Source organism: Flavobacterium sp. (assembly GCF_044369455.1).
Lineage (GTDB): Bacteria > Bacteroidota > Bacteroidia > Flavobacteriales > Flavobacteriaceae > Flavobacterium.
This window is the reverse complement of sequence record NZ_JBIPLW010000004.1, coordinates 58727-73545: the sequence shown is the minus strand read 5'-3', so window position 1 is coordinate 73545 and position 14819 is coordinate 58727. Positions and strand designations below refer to the sequence as shown.

Below are 14819 nucleotides of genomic sequence, written 5' to 3'. Positions count from 1 at the left end.
AATATTAATCCTATTGTTATAAACAGCGATAGGATTTTTTATTTTTGAAATCGGCAACTTCAAACCTTAAACTCGAAACAAAAACAATGAACACCCGCCAACAACAACTCGAAGCTTTCAACAGATTATTAGATATCATGGATGATTTGCGCGAAAAGTGTCCATGGGACAAAAAGCAAACGCTGGAAAGCCTTCGCCATCTTACCATTGAAGAAACCTACGAATTGGGCGATGCCATTTTAAATAACGACTTGCAGGAAGTCAAAAAAGAGTTAGGAGACTTATTACTACACATTGTTTTTTATGCGAAAATTGGTAGTGAAACCAATGATAACTCGACTTCGCTTACTACAGGTTTTGATATCGCGGATGTATGCAATGAAATTTGCGATAAATTAATCCATCGTCATCCCCATATTTATGGTGATGTGATTGTAGCTGATGAAGAAGAAGTAAAGCAAAATTGGGAAAAACTCAAACTAAAAGAAGGTAAAAAATCGGTATTAGAAGGTGTTCCAAAAGGGTTACCCGCATTAGTGAAAGCCAGCCGAATTCAAGACAAAGTAAAAGGTGTTGGTTTCGATTGGGAAGAACCGCATCAGGTTTGGGACAAAGTACAGGAAGAATTACAAGAATTACAAGACGAAGTTAACGTAGGAAATCAAAGCAAAATTGAAGCCGAATTTGGAGATGTATTATTCTCGATGATTAATTATGCCCGATTTCTAAATGTAAATCCCGAAGATGCGTTGGAACGAACCAATAAAAAATTCATCAAACGCTTTATGTATCTCGAAAACAAAGCTGGCGAACTAGGAAAACCTTTAATGGATATGACATTAGCAGAGATGGATATTTTTTGGGAAGAAGCGAAGAAACTTTAAAATTGAGTGTTCAATACTCAGTTTTCATTTTTTTGAAAGTTAATTTAAGACTTCCAACTCCCAACTTCCCGCTTCCAACTCCAAACTAATTTTTAACTATATTTGAAATCAACAAATCAATAAACCAACTTTATGTCTGAAACAAAACACGAATTACAACGTTCCTTAGGATTAATTGACGCCACAAGTATTGTAGCCGGTTCCATGATTGGATCGGGTATTTTTATCGTTACTTCAGCAATGGCTCGTGATGTTGGTTCTGCAGCTTGGTTGCTTGTGATTTGGTTAGTTACCGGTTTGTTAACCATGTCAGCAGCATTGAGCTATGGCGAATTAGCAGGCATGATGCCCAATGCAGGCGGACAATTTGTATACATTCAACGTGCTTATGGAAAACTAGCTTCGTTTTTATACGGATGGACTGTTTTTACCGTTATCCAAACTGGTGTAATTGCAGCTGTAGCAGTTGCTTTTGCCAAATATTCAGCGGTGTTTTTCCCTGTTTTAGATACCGAATTGATAAAAATTGGTGATGGTTTTGTTTTTACAAACAAGCAAGTTTTAGCCATGTTTAGCATTTTTTTATTGACTTATATTAATACTCGTGGCGTTAAAACGGGAAAATCGATTCAATTGTTTTTTACCTCAACTAAATTAATTGCACTTTTTGCTTTAATTGTTTTCGGATTGTATGTTGGATTAAAAACCGATGTTTTATCTAATAATTTCGCCAATATGTGGGAGGCTTCGCAAACTGTTATAAATGACGATGGAACCATAACGGTTACAAAACTTGCTGGAGTTGCATTGCTTGGCGCCATGGGAGCAACCATTATTAATTCACTATTTTCGAGCGATGCTTGGAACAATGTTACTTTTATTGCAGGTGAAATAAAAGATCCTAAAAAGAATATTCCTAGGAGTTTGTTTTTAGGAACTTTGATTGTTACGGTTATTTATATTTTAGCCAATGTGGCTTATTTGGCTTTGTTACCTATGCAAGGAACACCTGATTCGGGTAGTGTTTTAGGAAATGGAATTATGTTTGCCAATGAAGATAGAGTAGGAACAGCAGCAGCAAACATGATCATTGGAAATGTTGGGGTTTTTGTAATGGCGGGTCTTATAATGGTTTCTACTTTTGGATGCAATAGCGGATTGATTTTATCGGGTGGACGTTTGTTTTATGCCATGGCAAAAGATGGGTTATTTTTTAAACAAGCAGGTGAATTAAATGCAAATGATGTTCCGGCTAAGGCACTTTGGTTTCAATGTTTTTGGGCTTCTGTTTTATGTATTTCTGGAAAGTATGGTGATTTATTAACCTATGCCACTTTTGCATCCTTACTTTTTTACATCTTAACTATTTATGGAATTTTTATATTACGAAAAAAAGAACCCAATGCACAACGACCGTATAAAGCGTTTGGGTATCCTATCATTCCGATGTTATATATACTAATTACGACTTTAATTTGTATTACTTTATTAATTTATCAAACAACAAGCACCGGCTTAGGACTACTTATTGTTGCTTTAGGAATACCAGTTTATTATCTGTTTTTGAGTAAAAAGAATGATTAAATTGAAAGCCTTTGGAGCTTCAATTTATCTTTAATTTTTATTTTTTTTCCTACCAATTCAATGATATCGCTTTTGTTCAATTCTGAAAGAAGTCGAATGCAACTTTCGGTGGCAGTACCAATCATTCCAGATAATTCTTCCCTCGATAGTTGAATGCGCAAAGTTCCATCAGATTCAATACCAAAGGTTTCTTCTAAATAAATTAAAGTCCCAGCTAATCGCTCTTTTACGTTTTTTTGAGCCATATTAACCATGTGTTGATCGGCATCTTTTAAATCGCCACAAATGGTTTTCATTACATTCATTGAAAAATCATTATTATGATTAAAGAACTGCATGATTTCGTTTTTGGGAATAAAACAAACTTCCATATCTTCTAAAGCAACCGCGCTCAAATTGGCTGGTTCTTCACTAATCATAGAACGTTGTCCTAATAAATCACCAGGCTTTACTAGTTTTACAATTTGATCCTTGCCATTAGAACTCAGTTTAGAGAGTTTGCAAATTCCTTCTTTAATACAGTAAATGCCATTAGTTATTTCACCTTCCTCAAAAATTGGTTCCCCTTTTTTAATGGTATATGATGTTTTGCATTCGGCCATTTTGAGTAATTCAACTTTACCCAAAGCTTTGAGAGAACTGAATTGTCTGACGATACATTGTTCACATTTACCCATTAACTATAATTATTGTTTTTATCTTCACAAAGATATTCAAAGCATGACAAATATCATATTTTAATTTATACCAAATATAAATCTTTGTCAAAGGTAAAATGAGCAAATTATGAATACATCACAGTGTTTCCATTGTGGTAATGAAATCGTATTAAAAGACGCCGTTCTTTTTGATACTAAAAGTTTTTGTTGCAAGGGTTGTAAAACGGTATACGAAATCTTTAGTCAAAATGATTTAACGTGTTATTACGATTTTAAGTCTGCACCAGGCGCAACACCACAAGATATAAAGGGTAAATATGATTTTTTAGCCAATGAAAGTATTGTTTCAAAACTACTCGAATTTCAGGAGAATACCACACATATTGTTTCACTTTATATACCTCATATTCACTGTAGTTCATGCATTTGGATTTTGGAAAATCTGCAAAAGCTTCAAACAGGAATAAATAGTTCTCAAGTAAATTTCCCTGAAAAAAAAGTTCGTATTACTTACAATCCCGATAAAACCACATTGCAAGAAATTGTAGAAATGCTCTGCTCTATAGGCTATGAACCATACATTACTCTAGACAATTTTGATGAAGGTAAAAAGAAAGTAGACCGTTCTTTAATCTATAAAATTGGAGTTGCATTTTTTTGTTTTGGGAATATTATGCTACTTTCCTTTCCAGAATATTTTGAAGTCAATGAATTTTGGATTGACCAATATCGAGATTTTTTTAGATGGTTGATTTTTGCAATTTCTTTACCTGCGTTTCTTTATTCTGCTTCGGGCTATTATGTTGCCGCTTGGAAAAGCATCCAACAAGGCATGTTGAATATCGAAATCCCAATTGCACTTGGAATTGTGGTTATGTTTGTTCGTAGTACAGTTGATATCGTTTTCAATTATGGGCAAGGGTTTTTTGACAGCATGTGTGGCTTGATATTTTTTATGCTATTAGGCAAACTATTCCAACAAAAGACCTATGATTTTCTATCGTTTGAACGCGATTATAAGTCCTATTTTCCTTTAGCCATTACTAAAATTTTGCCCGATGGAAAAGAAGAAGCGGTGCAAGTATATGACATTGAAAAAGGCGACCGATTGCTAATCCGAAATCAGGAATTAATTCCTGTTGATGGTATTCTAATTTCTCAAAAAGCTTCCATTGACTATAGTTTCGTCACTGGTGAAGCCGTTCCTATTGTCAAAAAATCAGGCGATAAAATCTTTGCTGGCGGAAAACAAATAGGCAAAGTCATTGAGATGGAAGTACTGTTTTCGGTATCTCAAAGTTATTTGACCCAATTGTGGAGCAACGATGTTTTCCAGAAAAGAGTGGAGCAAAAACACAAATCCATTACCGATAAAATCAGTCGCTATTTTACTCCAGCGTTGCTTTTACTGTCAGTAGTGTCTTTTCTGTATTGGGTTTTTATTGATGTTGCTACAGCGTTTAATGTCTTTACCGCCATTCTTATTGTAGCGTGTCCTTGTGCTTTGGCATTAACAGCACCATTTACAATGGGCAACGTTTTGAGAATAATGGGTAATCGAAAATTGTATCTAAAAAATGCTATAGCAATAGAGCAATTGGCCAAAGTGGATAGTATAGTATTTGATAAAACAGGCACCATTACAACCAATAAAAAAACATCAATCACCTATGAAGGTGACCCATTAAATGATTTTGAACTGCAATTATTAAATAATGCTTTGCGTGGTTCAAATCATCCATTAAGCAGAAGGTTGTATGATTTTATTCCCGCTAAAGAAAAAAAGGAACCGCTTCGTTTTGAGGAAATTATTGGAAAAGGAATACATGCCGAATTTAAAGAAGGTACCATAAAATTAGGTTCGTCACAATTCTTGCAACACATGAGTGAAAACACCCATAAGAAAACTAAAGTGCATGTTGAAATTAATGGTGTTTACAAAGGAAGTTATGTTTTCAATAATCAATATAGAGAAGGTTTAGAGCAGTTGTTTGAAAATTTGGCTAAAAATTATAATTTAATAGTATTATCAGGCGATAATGATGGAGAACGCCAAATTTTAGAAAAAATGCTTCCAGAAAACACCACTTTAGTATTTAATCAAAAACCAGAGCAAAAATTAGAATTCATTAAAAAACTACAAGAAGAAGGTAAAAATGTAATGATGATTGGTGACGGATTAAACGATGCTGGTGCCTTAGCACAAAGTAATGTTGGGATTTCAATTTCAGAGAATGTAAATGTTTTTTCACCAGCTTGCGATGGTATTTTGGATGCCCGTCAGTTTAAAAGAATAGATTTCTTTTTAGGTTATTCTAAAAATGCTATGCGTACCATTTATATGAGTTTTGGCTTGTCATTACTTTATAATGTGGTAGGATTAACCTATGCAGTGACAGGAAACTTGCTGCCAATTGTTGCCGCTATCATTATGCCGTTAAGCACTATTACGATTGTGAGTTTTGTAACGATAATGAGCAATATTTTTGCGAGGAGGAAATGGTAGCAAAAAACATAAAAAAACATCAATTACTGGAGATTTTTTTTAAACAGTTGGTGGCGTATCATCGCCGTTTTCTCTGCGGGCAATGATTACGGCAACGTTTTTCGAACCGTATGATGGTATTAATCATTTGGGTGTAGTAGCACTGAATTTAAATGGAGTTGAAACGAGCGGTATCGGGGTTTACTTCTTATGTTCGCTACGCTCGGGTGTAAATCCGTGCTATCTTGGATATAATCTTCTCAAAAGTTGTAAATAACTTTATAGTGCTTTTCATAGGAATTGATGTAAGGCATTCGGTTTGTATTCATCCAATTTCAAGTTTTCTTTCTTCGGTTACTATATTTTTTTCTAAGCTTAAAATAAATATAAACAAGGTAGCAATAAATACAAATGCGATAACAATAAATCTAAATGCAGGAGCAACATAGAAACTGTCGCCCAATAGCAATTAAAAATGAAGACCATTGTTATTTTACACAAAAACGTTTATTAAATATTTGTGTAGGTGAAATCACTTGAATAAGATACAAGCCTTTGCTGTAGCTACTTACATTAAAATTTGTTTCAAAGGAAGACGCGCTTTTTTCAATGTTTTCATGGTAAATAACTTGTCCCATTAAATTAATAATATTGATTGTAAGCTTACCAATGTAACTTGAATTAAGGCTTAAATGTAAGTCTGTTTGAGCGGGATTTGGAAATAGCATTATCCTATCATCTGAAAGATCATTGCTGTTATTGCTGAGAGGAGATTGAAAACATAGCGTTAAAGCAGGACGTTTGGCACTATCTGGAAAATTACTCGAGCCAAAAATCATACAATTATAAAAATCAGAAGTTTGGGTTTTTAACATCCACCCATAATTATTTCCAGGATTGTTAATCCATTCCTGAGCAATTGCAGTCACATCAATATTCAGATAATCGTCATAATTTGTAACGCTTTGTGGTAAAGTAACAATATTGGAATTACTCACATTGGGTTGATTATTCCAATTAACGGTGCTTATTGACCAAGGAGAAACAATTTTTAAAAGTTCGCTGGTGTTATTGGTTCCATGAGTTGGACCAGCTGCGGGATTACCGGTGAGCTGGGCAGGATTTGCAAACAAAGAAAGTGTTGCGCTTTGCAAAACAGAATTTTGTGGAAAGGAAGATAAATCAAATTTAATCAATGATCGCGATTCGCAGGGTGATCCTCCACATGTCCATTGTGATGCACCAAGGTCTGTACTCATTGAGTCGGGCGACAAATAGTTTGGATTACTTCCATAGGAAATATCAATACCGTTTACCGGACCTGGATTCAAAGTGTTGCAATTGCTAAAGCCATAGGTAATAGTTAGCTTGGGACGCTTTGTGGCATCAGGGTAATCGCCAGAACAAAAAATCATGCTATTATAAAAATTTGGAGTGTTAATACTTAACATCCAACCAAAATTTGAGCTTGGATTGCTGACCATGGATTGCACTGCTGCTGTAACATCTAGAGCATTATAATCATAAAAAGTTGATATGCTTTGCGGGATAATGGTAGCATTAACACTCGTGAAGGAGGGTTGATTATTCCAAGATACTGTGCTAGTATTCCAGTTTGTGGTTACTGGATACAAAGAAGATGCGTTATTATTACCAAATGTAGGACCAGCTACTGGATTTCCGTTAAGCTGTGTAGGATTTGCATAAAGCGATAAGGTTGCACTGGTAATTATAGCGTTTGTTGGTATTGAATTCAAATTAAACTTAATCAAAGAGCGCAACTCGCAAGGCGCACCACCGCAAGTCCATTGTGCAGCACCAAAGTCAGTAGAGATTGGATTAGCAGCCAAAAAATTGGGGTTATTACCGTACGAAACATCAAATGCTTCTGATGATCCGGGCTGCAGCACTAGGGTAGTTGGTTGCGAATAAGCGGTTAAAGAGATAAACAAACCATATCCCAAAAATATTACTGAAAGAGTATTTTTAGTCTTCATAGCGGTGTTTGTTACGTTATTATTTGAAACAAAAATAAAAAAAGTAAAATAAAATTATAAAAAAAATAAAATAAACAATAAACATGAATCATTATTTTTAAATGCGTAACTGCTTCTAGTTTAGGTATTCTGAGATAAATTCTCAATTATTTTTTCGGTTTTCTGTCGCTCGAAAGTGTCGTACAACGTGCCTCGACTTCATGAAGTGGTGATGAACCAAGACCAAGCCACAACAAATATAACTATAACTTTTAATTAAAAACCTGTGCTATTTCAAATAAATCCTGAAGCTCGCCATTTCTTAAAACGGCTTTTAACAACAGTAATTATTTTATAATATATTTTGTTTTATTAAGATTTCCAACACTTTCAAGTAATTGTAAATCAATTCCTTTTTTCAAATCTCTACTTGCTGTTGCAGATGATAAATCTTTGAATGTATTCATATAATCTTTACGAGTAAATTCTTTTGCTCCAAGCTTTATGAAGTATTCTAAACGATCGATATCTTTTAAAATTCTATTGTTGTAACTAAGCAAGTTCTCAAGAGATTTGTTAATTACATCAAGCATATATTCTATAAAGAATGTTGATTTTCCATTTTTATCACTAAGCGAAAGAGATTTATAATATTCATCTTGTGTTTGACTAATCAGAGTTTCAAAAGGCAAAAACTCAAATATTGGATAATCGTTCATTAATATTAAAGTTTGCCACAATCTTCCCATTCTTCCATTCCCATCTAAAAAGGGATGAATAAATTCCATTTCATAATGGAAAACACAACTTTTAATTAATGTTATTTCTTCTGAGTCATTCAAATAGTCAAATAAATCTTTCATAAGAAAAGGAACATTTTCTAAAGGAGGAGCAACATGTTCAACTTTATTTCCTTTAACTATTCCAACTCCTTTCGTTCTGTATTTTCCAGCACTATCAATTAATCCATTCATTAGTAGGAGGTGAGCTTTTAAAAAGCTTTTATCAGAATTGAATTTATATTCATCAAGTTTTTCGTAAACTTTGATTGCATTTAATACTTCTAAAACATCTTTTTTAGGACCAATAATCCTTTTTTTTTCAATTAAGGCTGTGATTTGATCTTTTGTTAATGTATTGCCTTCAATTTGTAAAGATGAATGTATTGTTTTAATTCTATTCTGTTTTCTTAATTGAGGTGATTGTTTACTGAGGTAATTGGCATTCACTTCTCCTAGTTTTTCAGATATAGAAGTGATTAATTTTAAAATCTTAGGAGTAATGTCATATGGGGGCTTCATTGATAATATCATTTGATACTATCAAAAGTAGTTTTTTTAAACTAAACGTCCAAATATTATTGTTGTTAACGGCAGACTGTGAAAAAACTTCCACAATCCACAAACAAATATAAAAATTACTTGTAAGAAAAACATATTTTTCTTATTTTTAACCATGCAACATCCCCACACTTCGGGGCAAGGAATATCACGCAATCAGCTTCAAGTGAGCAGTCTAGAAGACATTATCGCTACTGACAATCCCGTTAGATTTAGCGATGCCTTTGTCAACAGTATCGATTTAGTTACAAATGGAATTGCAATGGCTTTTAGAAGTCATTTGCATACGATTTTCATTTTTGATCAACGAGGACCGCGTGAGAGGTATCTTGGCGATAGCCAAAATTCAAGTTCCTATAAAAGCTAATTGTATGGGCAAGGGTATTTATGCCTAAAAGTGCAGGAAAACAAGATAAAAAACCAAGGAGAACTACAAAAAATAAAGAGGAAATTATATCCTCTTCTAAATCTTTATAAAGTCATATCGAAATCCCCATAGTGGGCGGTCAGTAATCGGTGAGCATGTCCTGAGTTTATCGAAGGGTTCAACAGGAGTTTCATTACTTCGTCCGTTCGCCGTTGGCTCGGGTGTTGGCTTTGCAAGCTACGAAACTCTAGCTATTAAATGCATTGTTCACAATTTAATTTTAACTATTTTATTGTCTTGAATTATAACAAGTTCGCTTTTTTGTGCTTTTTTAAAAGCAATCATTTTTTCGTAAGCTTTTTCCAGTCCTTTCAAAATTTTATTTCTGTTTTCTATTTTGGTTTCTGAAGTCATAAGTAACTTATTAATTCGTTAAACTTGGTTTGGTTGAGAACATTTAATTCTTCACTAGTTGACATTTCGGCAATTAAAATATGTTTTCCTTCTGAGTTATCAAAAATTAAAACTTGATCGACAATCGAAAGATATATTTCGAATAAGTTTTTAATTCCTTTGTGATATCGTCTTTCAATAACATCTTCTGGAATATTGTGACCGCCTTCGAGAACTCTTGTTTTTACTCTCTCTTTTGCTAGTTCTGGATTTTTTAGCCAGAAAAACAATAACGTTACATTGTAATTTTTTTCTTTAGCTTCAAGAATTCTATTTTTATAACTTCTTGTGGCTAAAGTAGTTTCAAAAGCAAAATTTTCGTTTTGCGATAACAATTCTGTAATTCTATGAAGCATTATTCTTCCTGCTTCAAAAGAGACTTTTTCTGGTTGAAAAGGAGAGAGGCCTTTTGCAATTTCGTCAGCGTTGACAAATTCTTTGCAATCTAATATTTCAGGTAAAATTGTAAATGAAGCAGTGGTTTTACCAGCTCCGTTACAACCTGCAATTATGTACAAATTCTTTTCATCCATATTGCAAATGTAGTAAAATGAAATCAGAATGTGTTTGGACTTCAAAATAACAATTCAGTTAACGTCACACTGAGAAAAAACTTCCACAATGCACAAACAAATATAAAAAAATACTTGTAAGAAAAACATATTTTTCTTATTTTAAACCATGCAACATCGCGACACTTCGGGACAAGGAATATCCCGCAATCAGCTTCAAGTGAGCAGTCTAGAAGACATAATAGCTACTGACAATCCCGTTAGATTTATTGATGCCTTTGTCAACAGTATCGATTTAGTTACAAATGGAATTGCAATGGCTTGTAGAAGTCATTTGCATACGATTGTCATTTTTTGATCAACGAGGACCGCCTGAGAGGTATCTTGGCGATAACCAAAATTCAAGTTCCTATAAAAGCTAATTGTATGGGCAAGGGTATCTATGCCTAAAAGTGCAGGAAAACAAGATAAAAAACCAAGGAGAACTACAAAAAAAAGAGGACTTCTCATCGTCTTCTAAATCTTTATAAAGTCATATCGAAATCCCCATAGTGGACGGACATGTAATCGGTGAGCCTGTCCTGAGTTTATCGAAGGGTTCAACAGGAGTTTCATTACTTCGTCCGTTCGCCGTTGGCTCGGGTGTTGGCTTTGCAAGCCCTACGAAACTCTAGCTATTGTGTGCTGTTTTTATTGAAGTCCTTTAAAAAAGTTCCAAACTTCTTCCGCATATTCTATATCTCTATTTTGAACTCCACTTGCAGGTGAAGAATTGGTATAAACTGTCTTACTTGGCACAGCGTGACCAGCGTTATTTAGAACAAAATAAATCAATGGTTTTGCACCACTGTAAATTCTTTTTTCTACGTTGCCTGCATCTGTTGTGTTCACATTAAAAGTTGATATGGTTGGATTAATATTTTGTAAATCATTTCTTTGTAACCAATAATTTAAGGTTGCAGTTTGAGATATTACTTTTCCACGATTACAATTACCACCAATATCTGCTACACAACCGCCAATTGCAGGCATTGCAGGGTCGCTTGTTCCGTGAGTTATCAAGATTGGCAATGGTAGATTAGAGCCATTTGTACAAAGTCCGCTTTCTGGAAACTCGGGTAAATTACCACTTGAAACAGCTATCGCTTTAATAGTTTCAGGAAATTGAAAAGCATAAGAATAGGTCATTAAAGCTCCATTACTTGTCCCTGTTAAAAACATTTTGTTTGAATTAATATTTAACTCTGAGATTAATTTTGAATTTAACTGTTTCAAAAAGGTAATGTCATCTCCTTGACTTCCTGATATATCATCACTTCTACAATCATTCCATCCAGGATTTCCTTGAATGTCGAGTGAACCTTCTGGATAGACTACTAAAAACTTTTCATTGTCTGCAATTGTCCGAAAAACGGACAATGGATGAGCGCCAATTTCTGAAACTCCAATACCAAGTCCACCGCCACCGTGCAAAACTGTAACAACAGCATTTACAGCTATCATTCCTGTTGGTCTATAAACTAAATATTTTCTGGTAATGTTGTTTATTGTTATATAATTTGTTGTCAAACCTTCTTGGTAAGGAATAATATTAGGATTTGAAGGATTTGGATTGTCGTCATCCTTGTTGCATCCAAGGGTAAAAATCACGACAAAAAATAAAAATGTTTTAATCATATTTTATTTATTTTGATAGTTATACTTGGTTAGATATTATTTTCATTGAAAGGTTTAATATTTGCCCGTTTTTTTTAAAATAGCACACAACGACACACTGAGAAAAAACTACCATAATCCGCAAACAAATATAAAAATTACTTGTAAGAAAAACATATTTTTCTTATTTTAAACCATGTAACTTCGCGACACTTCGGGGTTTTGTTTGTGGGGAGTAGAATAATTCTCGCGCTCAACGTCATTAAGTTAAGACATAATTCCCATGATTTTGTCATTCCGACGCAGGAGGAATCTCAGTAAACAGTAGCAAATAATGAGATTCCTCGTTCCTCGGAATGACAAATAACCGCTAAACTTAATGACATTGTTCTAGCTCTAGCTTTGAGAAACATAACCCTCTCAAAAGTTGGTAATAACTTTATGGTGCTTTACATAGGAACGGTAGTTGTGCGACGCTTTTTTATTTGTAATAGTAAAACCAACTACTATCATAATTTTTGTCGAAGTTTTCTTTGCTATCAAAAGCAAGATTAATAAGTTCTTTTTTGAAAAGCCCAAATTCATCTTTTTCTTTTACGATTTCAAAATATTCTTCTTTTAGTTTATCAAATAATGATTTTTGTCTGCTTTCTTCAATTTGGTTTTCTTTTTCTAAAAATATTGTTATGTAAAATGAACTTATATGAATTTCCCAAACATTATCTTTTTTGTATTTCTTTATAAGTTCATCAATTTTTTCTTTAGTAAATTACGTACTAATTTCTGTTGAGTAAACAGTTAAAAAAACAGAATAGCAAACCCAAATATTTTCAAATTGTTGCTTTATGTTACTTTTCAAACCAATTTTTAAAAGTAGTTTTTCAACAAGGCTTTTTTCGGTTTTGTTTCCAATTTTTTGATTTTCTATTTTTAATAATTCATTAAATTTTTCAGCTATTTTGCTTTGAATTCTCGGATTATAACCTGTTTCAATTAATATTTTGATAATCTTTTTGCGTTTCAAGAATTAGATGCAATCTTGGTTGGTTTTCCTTATTTTTAATTTCTAAATCTATATAAACGACTTTTATATCAAACTCTTCTTTTGTCCAATCAATAAGTTTCTCGTAAACAAATTCTTGTTTTTCTCCACGTAAAGCTTCTTTAGATAATTTATATAGTTTGTCTGTTGAAAAATACATTTTTTCTTTTATAAGTTTTGTTTTTTAACGATTTGCGATAAAGTGTCGCACAACGTTCCGCCGCTTGGCGAATTAGCGGCAATTTAAGAAAAATATCTTAGAAAATCCAGATTGGAAAATACGGAGTATTTTCCAAGAAAGACAAAACCAGCTGTTTCGCCAAACGGCTGTTAGTGGCAGTTTTTTTTATTTGTCAGTGTTTTTTTTTAAGTCTTTTATGATTAAATAAATTGATATTATAAACACAATAATATATAAAGTGTCTAAAAAAGGTTCTTTTAGGGTTAAGTTCTTAAAGTCAATGTGTTTATTCAAAGTCAAACCCAATGTGAATGCAATGAATAAAAAAAACCAATTTATTCTTTTTTTACTTTCCATATTTTTTAATATTTTGTAATAAAGTCGATTGTTTTTCCAATTAGAGTTGCTGTAATATAAAATGTCAGCATACCTAACAAATATACAAAAAAAGCCTTAACATAATTTACAATTTTACCTTTTTCATAGAACTGCCCAATTGACCAAGTTGTATAAGCAAAACAAAACGTGCTTGCAATTAATATCAGATTTATATTTGTCAGACTTTGAATAATTCCAAAAACCGACAAAAATAGCATTCCCATTCCCATAACAAAACAAAGAAGAATTAAAATTTCAAAAATGTTAAATTTATATTTTCTGAAAAATAATTTTGACCATAACGCAATAAAAATAGCCATTATAATGTTGGCATAGCCATAATGTCCTTGTATCCATTTGGAAATAGCACTTGACGCAGAATTATTATTATCTAATTTATTTGTATAAGTATCTTCAAAGTGAAAGAAACTATTGCATATTGAATAAATTAATGAAGTAACTATAATGAAAATTATTGGCTTTACAAGTCGATTTCTGTTTTCAGTAAGATAATTTTTTACATTTTGTCCGGGATTTGTTATTAGCTCTTTAATTGTATATAAAATACCACGTTCAAAATGTAAAACGTGTTCAATTTCGTGAATAATGTAATGTCCGTCAATTCTTTTTAGATTTGATGGTTGTCCACAGTTTGGACAAAATTTAGAATTTATTTCGTTGTTACAGTTTTTACAATTCATTTATTTGGTCAAATATTTTGTCAGTTCCTTTTTTTGCTGTCGTTTTGCGGTAAAATTGCCACTAACTAGTATATATCCGAATGTTTATCCCACATTCTCTCTATTTACAACCGCTAATATATAAAAATAGTACAAAAATCAACATTTATTCTGTTAGGTAAATAAAGAAATCCCTCGGGTTTTATTCGATACCCTTTAACGTTTCAAGTTGATTTTTTTGCCCTAAAGTTTTTAGGATTATATGACAAATATCATATTTTACCCCACTGCGTACTCCTAAATTTGTCTTACACAATTAGAGGTATGAGTGTCATCTATTTATTAATATCCATCAGTATTATCGTTGCCGCGGCGTTCTTATACGCTTTTTTAAGAGCTGTAAAAACAGGTCAGTATGATGATGATTACACCCCATCAGTGAGAATGCTTTTTGATGATGAGCTAATAAAACAAATTCCAAAAAAGAAAATAGAACATAGAACAAATAACAAAGAAGCATCTCGCAATTTGAAACCCGAAACCCGAAACCCGAAACCCAAAACCCAAAACCCAAAACCCAAAACCCGAAACAATATATAACTAATCACTTTTCACTAATAAT

General features: G+C 33.0%; 13 protein-coding genes. 6 read left to right on the top strand and 7 right to left on the bottom strand.

The features are described 5' to 3' along the window. Positions 1-86 precede the first annotated feature (86 nt). Together mazG and ACIQ2L_RS05315 are read left to right on the top strand one after the other, a co-directional pair. Positions 87-884 (top strand): nucleoside triphosphate pyrophosphohydrolase, encoded by a 798-nt coding sequence (gene mazG / locus ACIQ2L_RS05320; protein ID WP_396157076.1) that lies wholly within the window; start codon positions 87-89, stop codon positions 882-884. Between the two features lie 132 nt (positions 885-1016). After that, positions 1017-2468: an APC family permease gene (locus ACIQ2L_RS05315; protein ID WP_396157075.1), complete on the top strand. Its 1452-nt coding sequence runs from the start codon at positions 1017-1019 to the stop codon at positions 2466-2468. Here ACIQ2L_RS05315 and ACIQ2L_RS05310 read toward each other — a convergent pair. Beyond that, positions 2465-3145, bottom strand: a complete 681-nt coding sequence (locus tag ACIQ2L_RS05310) for a Crp/Fnr family transcriptional regulator (protein WP_396157074.1) — start codon at positions 3143-3145, stop codon at positions 2465-2467. The two genes, ACIQ2L_RS05315 and ACIQ2L_RS05310, sit on opposite strands and share 4 nt — an antisense overlap. A gap of 109 nt (positions 3146-3254) precedes the next feature. Between ACIQ2L_RS05310 and ACIQ2L_RS05305 the strand changes: the two genes are divergently transcribed. Beyond that, positions 3255-5633, top strand: a complete 2379-nt coding sequence (locus ACIQ2L_RS05305) for a heavy metal translocating P-type ATPase (protein ID WP_396157073.1) — start codon at positions 3255-3257, stop codon at positions 5631-5633. Positions 5634-6100: 467 nt separating this feature from the next. On the opposite strand, the gene ACIQ2L_RS05300 is transcribed toward ACIQ2L_RS05305, so the two are convergent. Together ACIQ2L_RS05300 and ACIQ2L_RS05295 are read right to left on the bottom strand one after the other, a co-directional pair. Next, positions 6101-7609 carry a DNRLRE domain-containing protein gene (locus ACIQ2L_RS05300; RefSeq protein WP_396157072.1) on the bottom strand — a complete coding sequence of 503 codons (1509 nt, stop codon included), beginning with the start codon at positions 7607-7609 and terminating at the stop codon, positions 6101-6103. A gap of 326 nt (positions 7610-7935) precedes the next feature. Next, positions 7936-8889, bottom strand: a complete 954-nt coding sequence (locus ACIQ2L_RS05295; RefSeq protein WP_396157071.1) for a Fic family protein — start codon at positions 8887-8889, stop codon at positions 7936-7938. Between the two features lie 154 nt (positions 8890-9043). Between ACIQ2L_RS05295 and ACIQ2L_RS05290 the strand changes: the two genes are divergently transcribed. Next, on the top strand, positions 9044-9295 hold the full coding sequence (locus ACIQ2L_RS05290) for a hypothetical protein (RefSeq protein WP_396157070.1): 252 nt from the start codon (positions 9044-9046) through the stop codon (positions 9293-9295). 410 nt (positions 9296-9705) lie between these two features. On the opposite strand, the gene ACIQ2L_RS05285 is transcribed toward ACIQ2L_RS05290, so the two are convergent. Continuing rightward, positions 9706-10281: a zeta toxin family protein gene (locus ACIQ2L_RS05285; RefSeq protein WP_396157069.1), complete on the bottom strand. Its 576-nt coding sequence runs from the start codon at positions 10279-10281 to the stop codon at positions 9706-9708. Between the two features lie 148 nt (positions 10282-10429). Between ACIQ2L_RS05285 and ACIQ2L_RS05280 the strand changes: the two genes are divergently transcribed. Beyond that, positions 10430-10618 carry a hypothetical protein gene (locus ACIQ2L_RS05280; RefSeq protein WP_396157068.1) on the top strand — a complete coding sequence of 63 codons (189 nt, stop codon included), beginning with the start codon at positions 10430-10432 and terminating at the stop codon, positions 10616-10618. A 332-nt stretch (positions 10619-10950) separates the two neighbouring features. Here ACIQ2L_RS05280 and ACIQ2L_RS05275 read toward each other — a convergent pair whose 3' ends face one another. The 3 genes from ACIQ2L_RS05275 to ACIQ2L_RS05265 all read right to left on the bottom strand — a co-directional run bounded on the left by ACIQ2L_RS05275 (position 10951) and on the right by ACIQ2L_RS05265 (position 14218). Next, the gene (locus tag ACIQ2L_RS05275) at positions 10951-11937 is read right to left on the bottom strand and encodes an alpha/beta hydrolase family esterase (protein ID WP_396157067.1); all 987 of its coding nucleotides are present in this window, start codon (positions 11935-11937) and stop codon (positions 10951-10953) included. 968 nt (positions 11938-12905) lie between these two features. Beyond that, positions 12906-13118 (bottom strand): hypothetical protein, encoded by a 213-nt coding sequence (locus tag ACIQ2L_RS05270; RefSeq protein ID WP_396157066.1) that lies wholly within the window; start codon positions 13116-13118, stop codon positions 12906-12908. A 383-nt stretch (positions 13119-13501) separates the two neighbouring features. Then, positions 13502-14218, bottom strand: coding sequence for a DUF3667 domain-containing protein (locus ACIQ2L_RS05265; RefSeq protein ID WP_396157065.1), 717 nt, complete (start codon positions 14216-14218; stop codon positions 13502-13504). A 282-nt stretch (positions 14219-14500) separates the two neighbouring features. On the opposite strand from ACIQ2L_RS05265, the gene ccoS reads away from it, so the two are divergent. Continuing rightward, positions 14501-14797 (top strand): cbb3-type cytochrome oxidase assembly protein CcoS, encoded by a 297-nt coding sequence (ccoS, locus tag ACIQ2L_RS05260; protein WP_396157064.1) that lies wholly within the window; start codon positions 14501-14503, stop codon positions 14795-14797. Positions 14798-14819 lie beyond the last annotated feature (22 nt).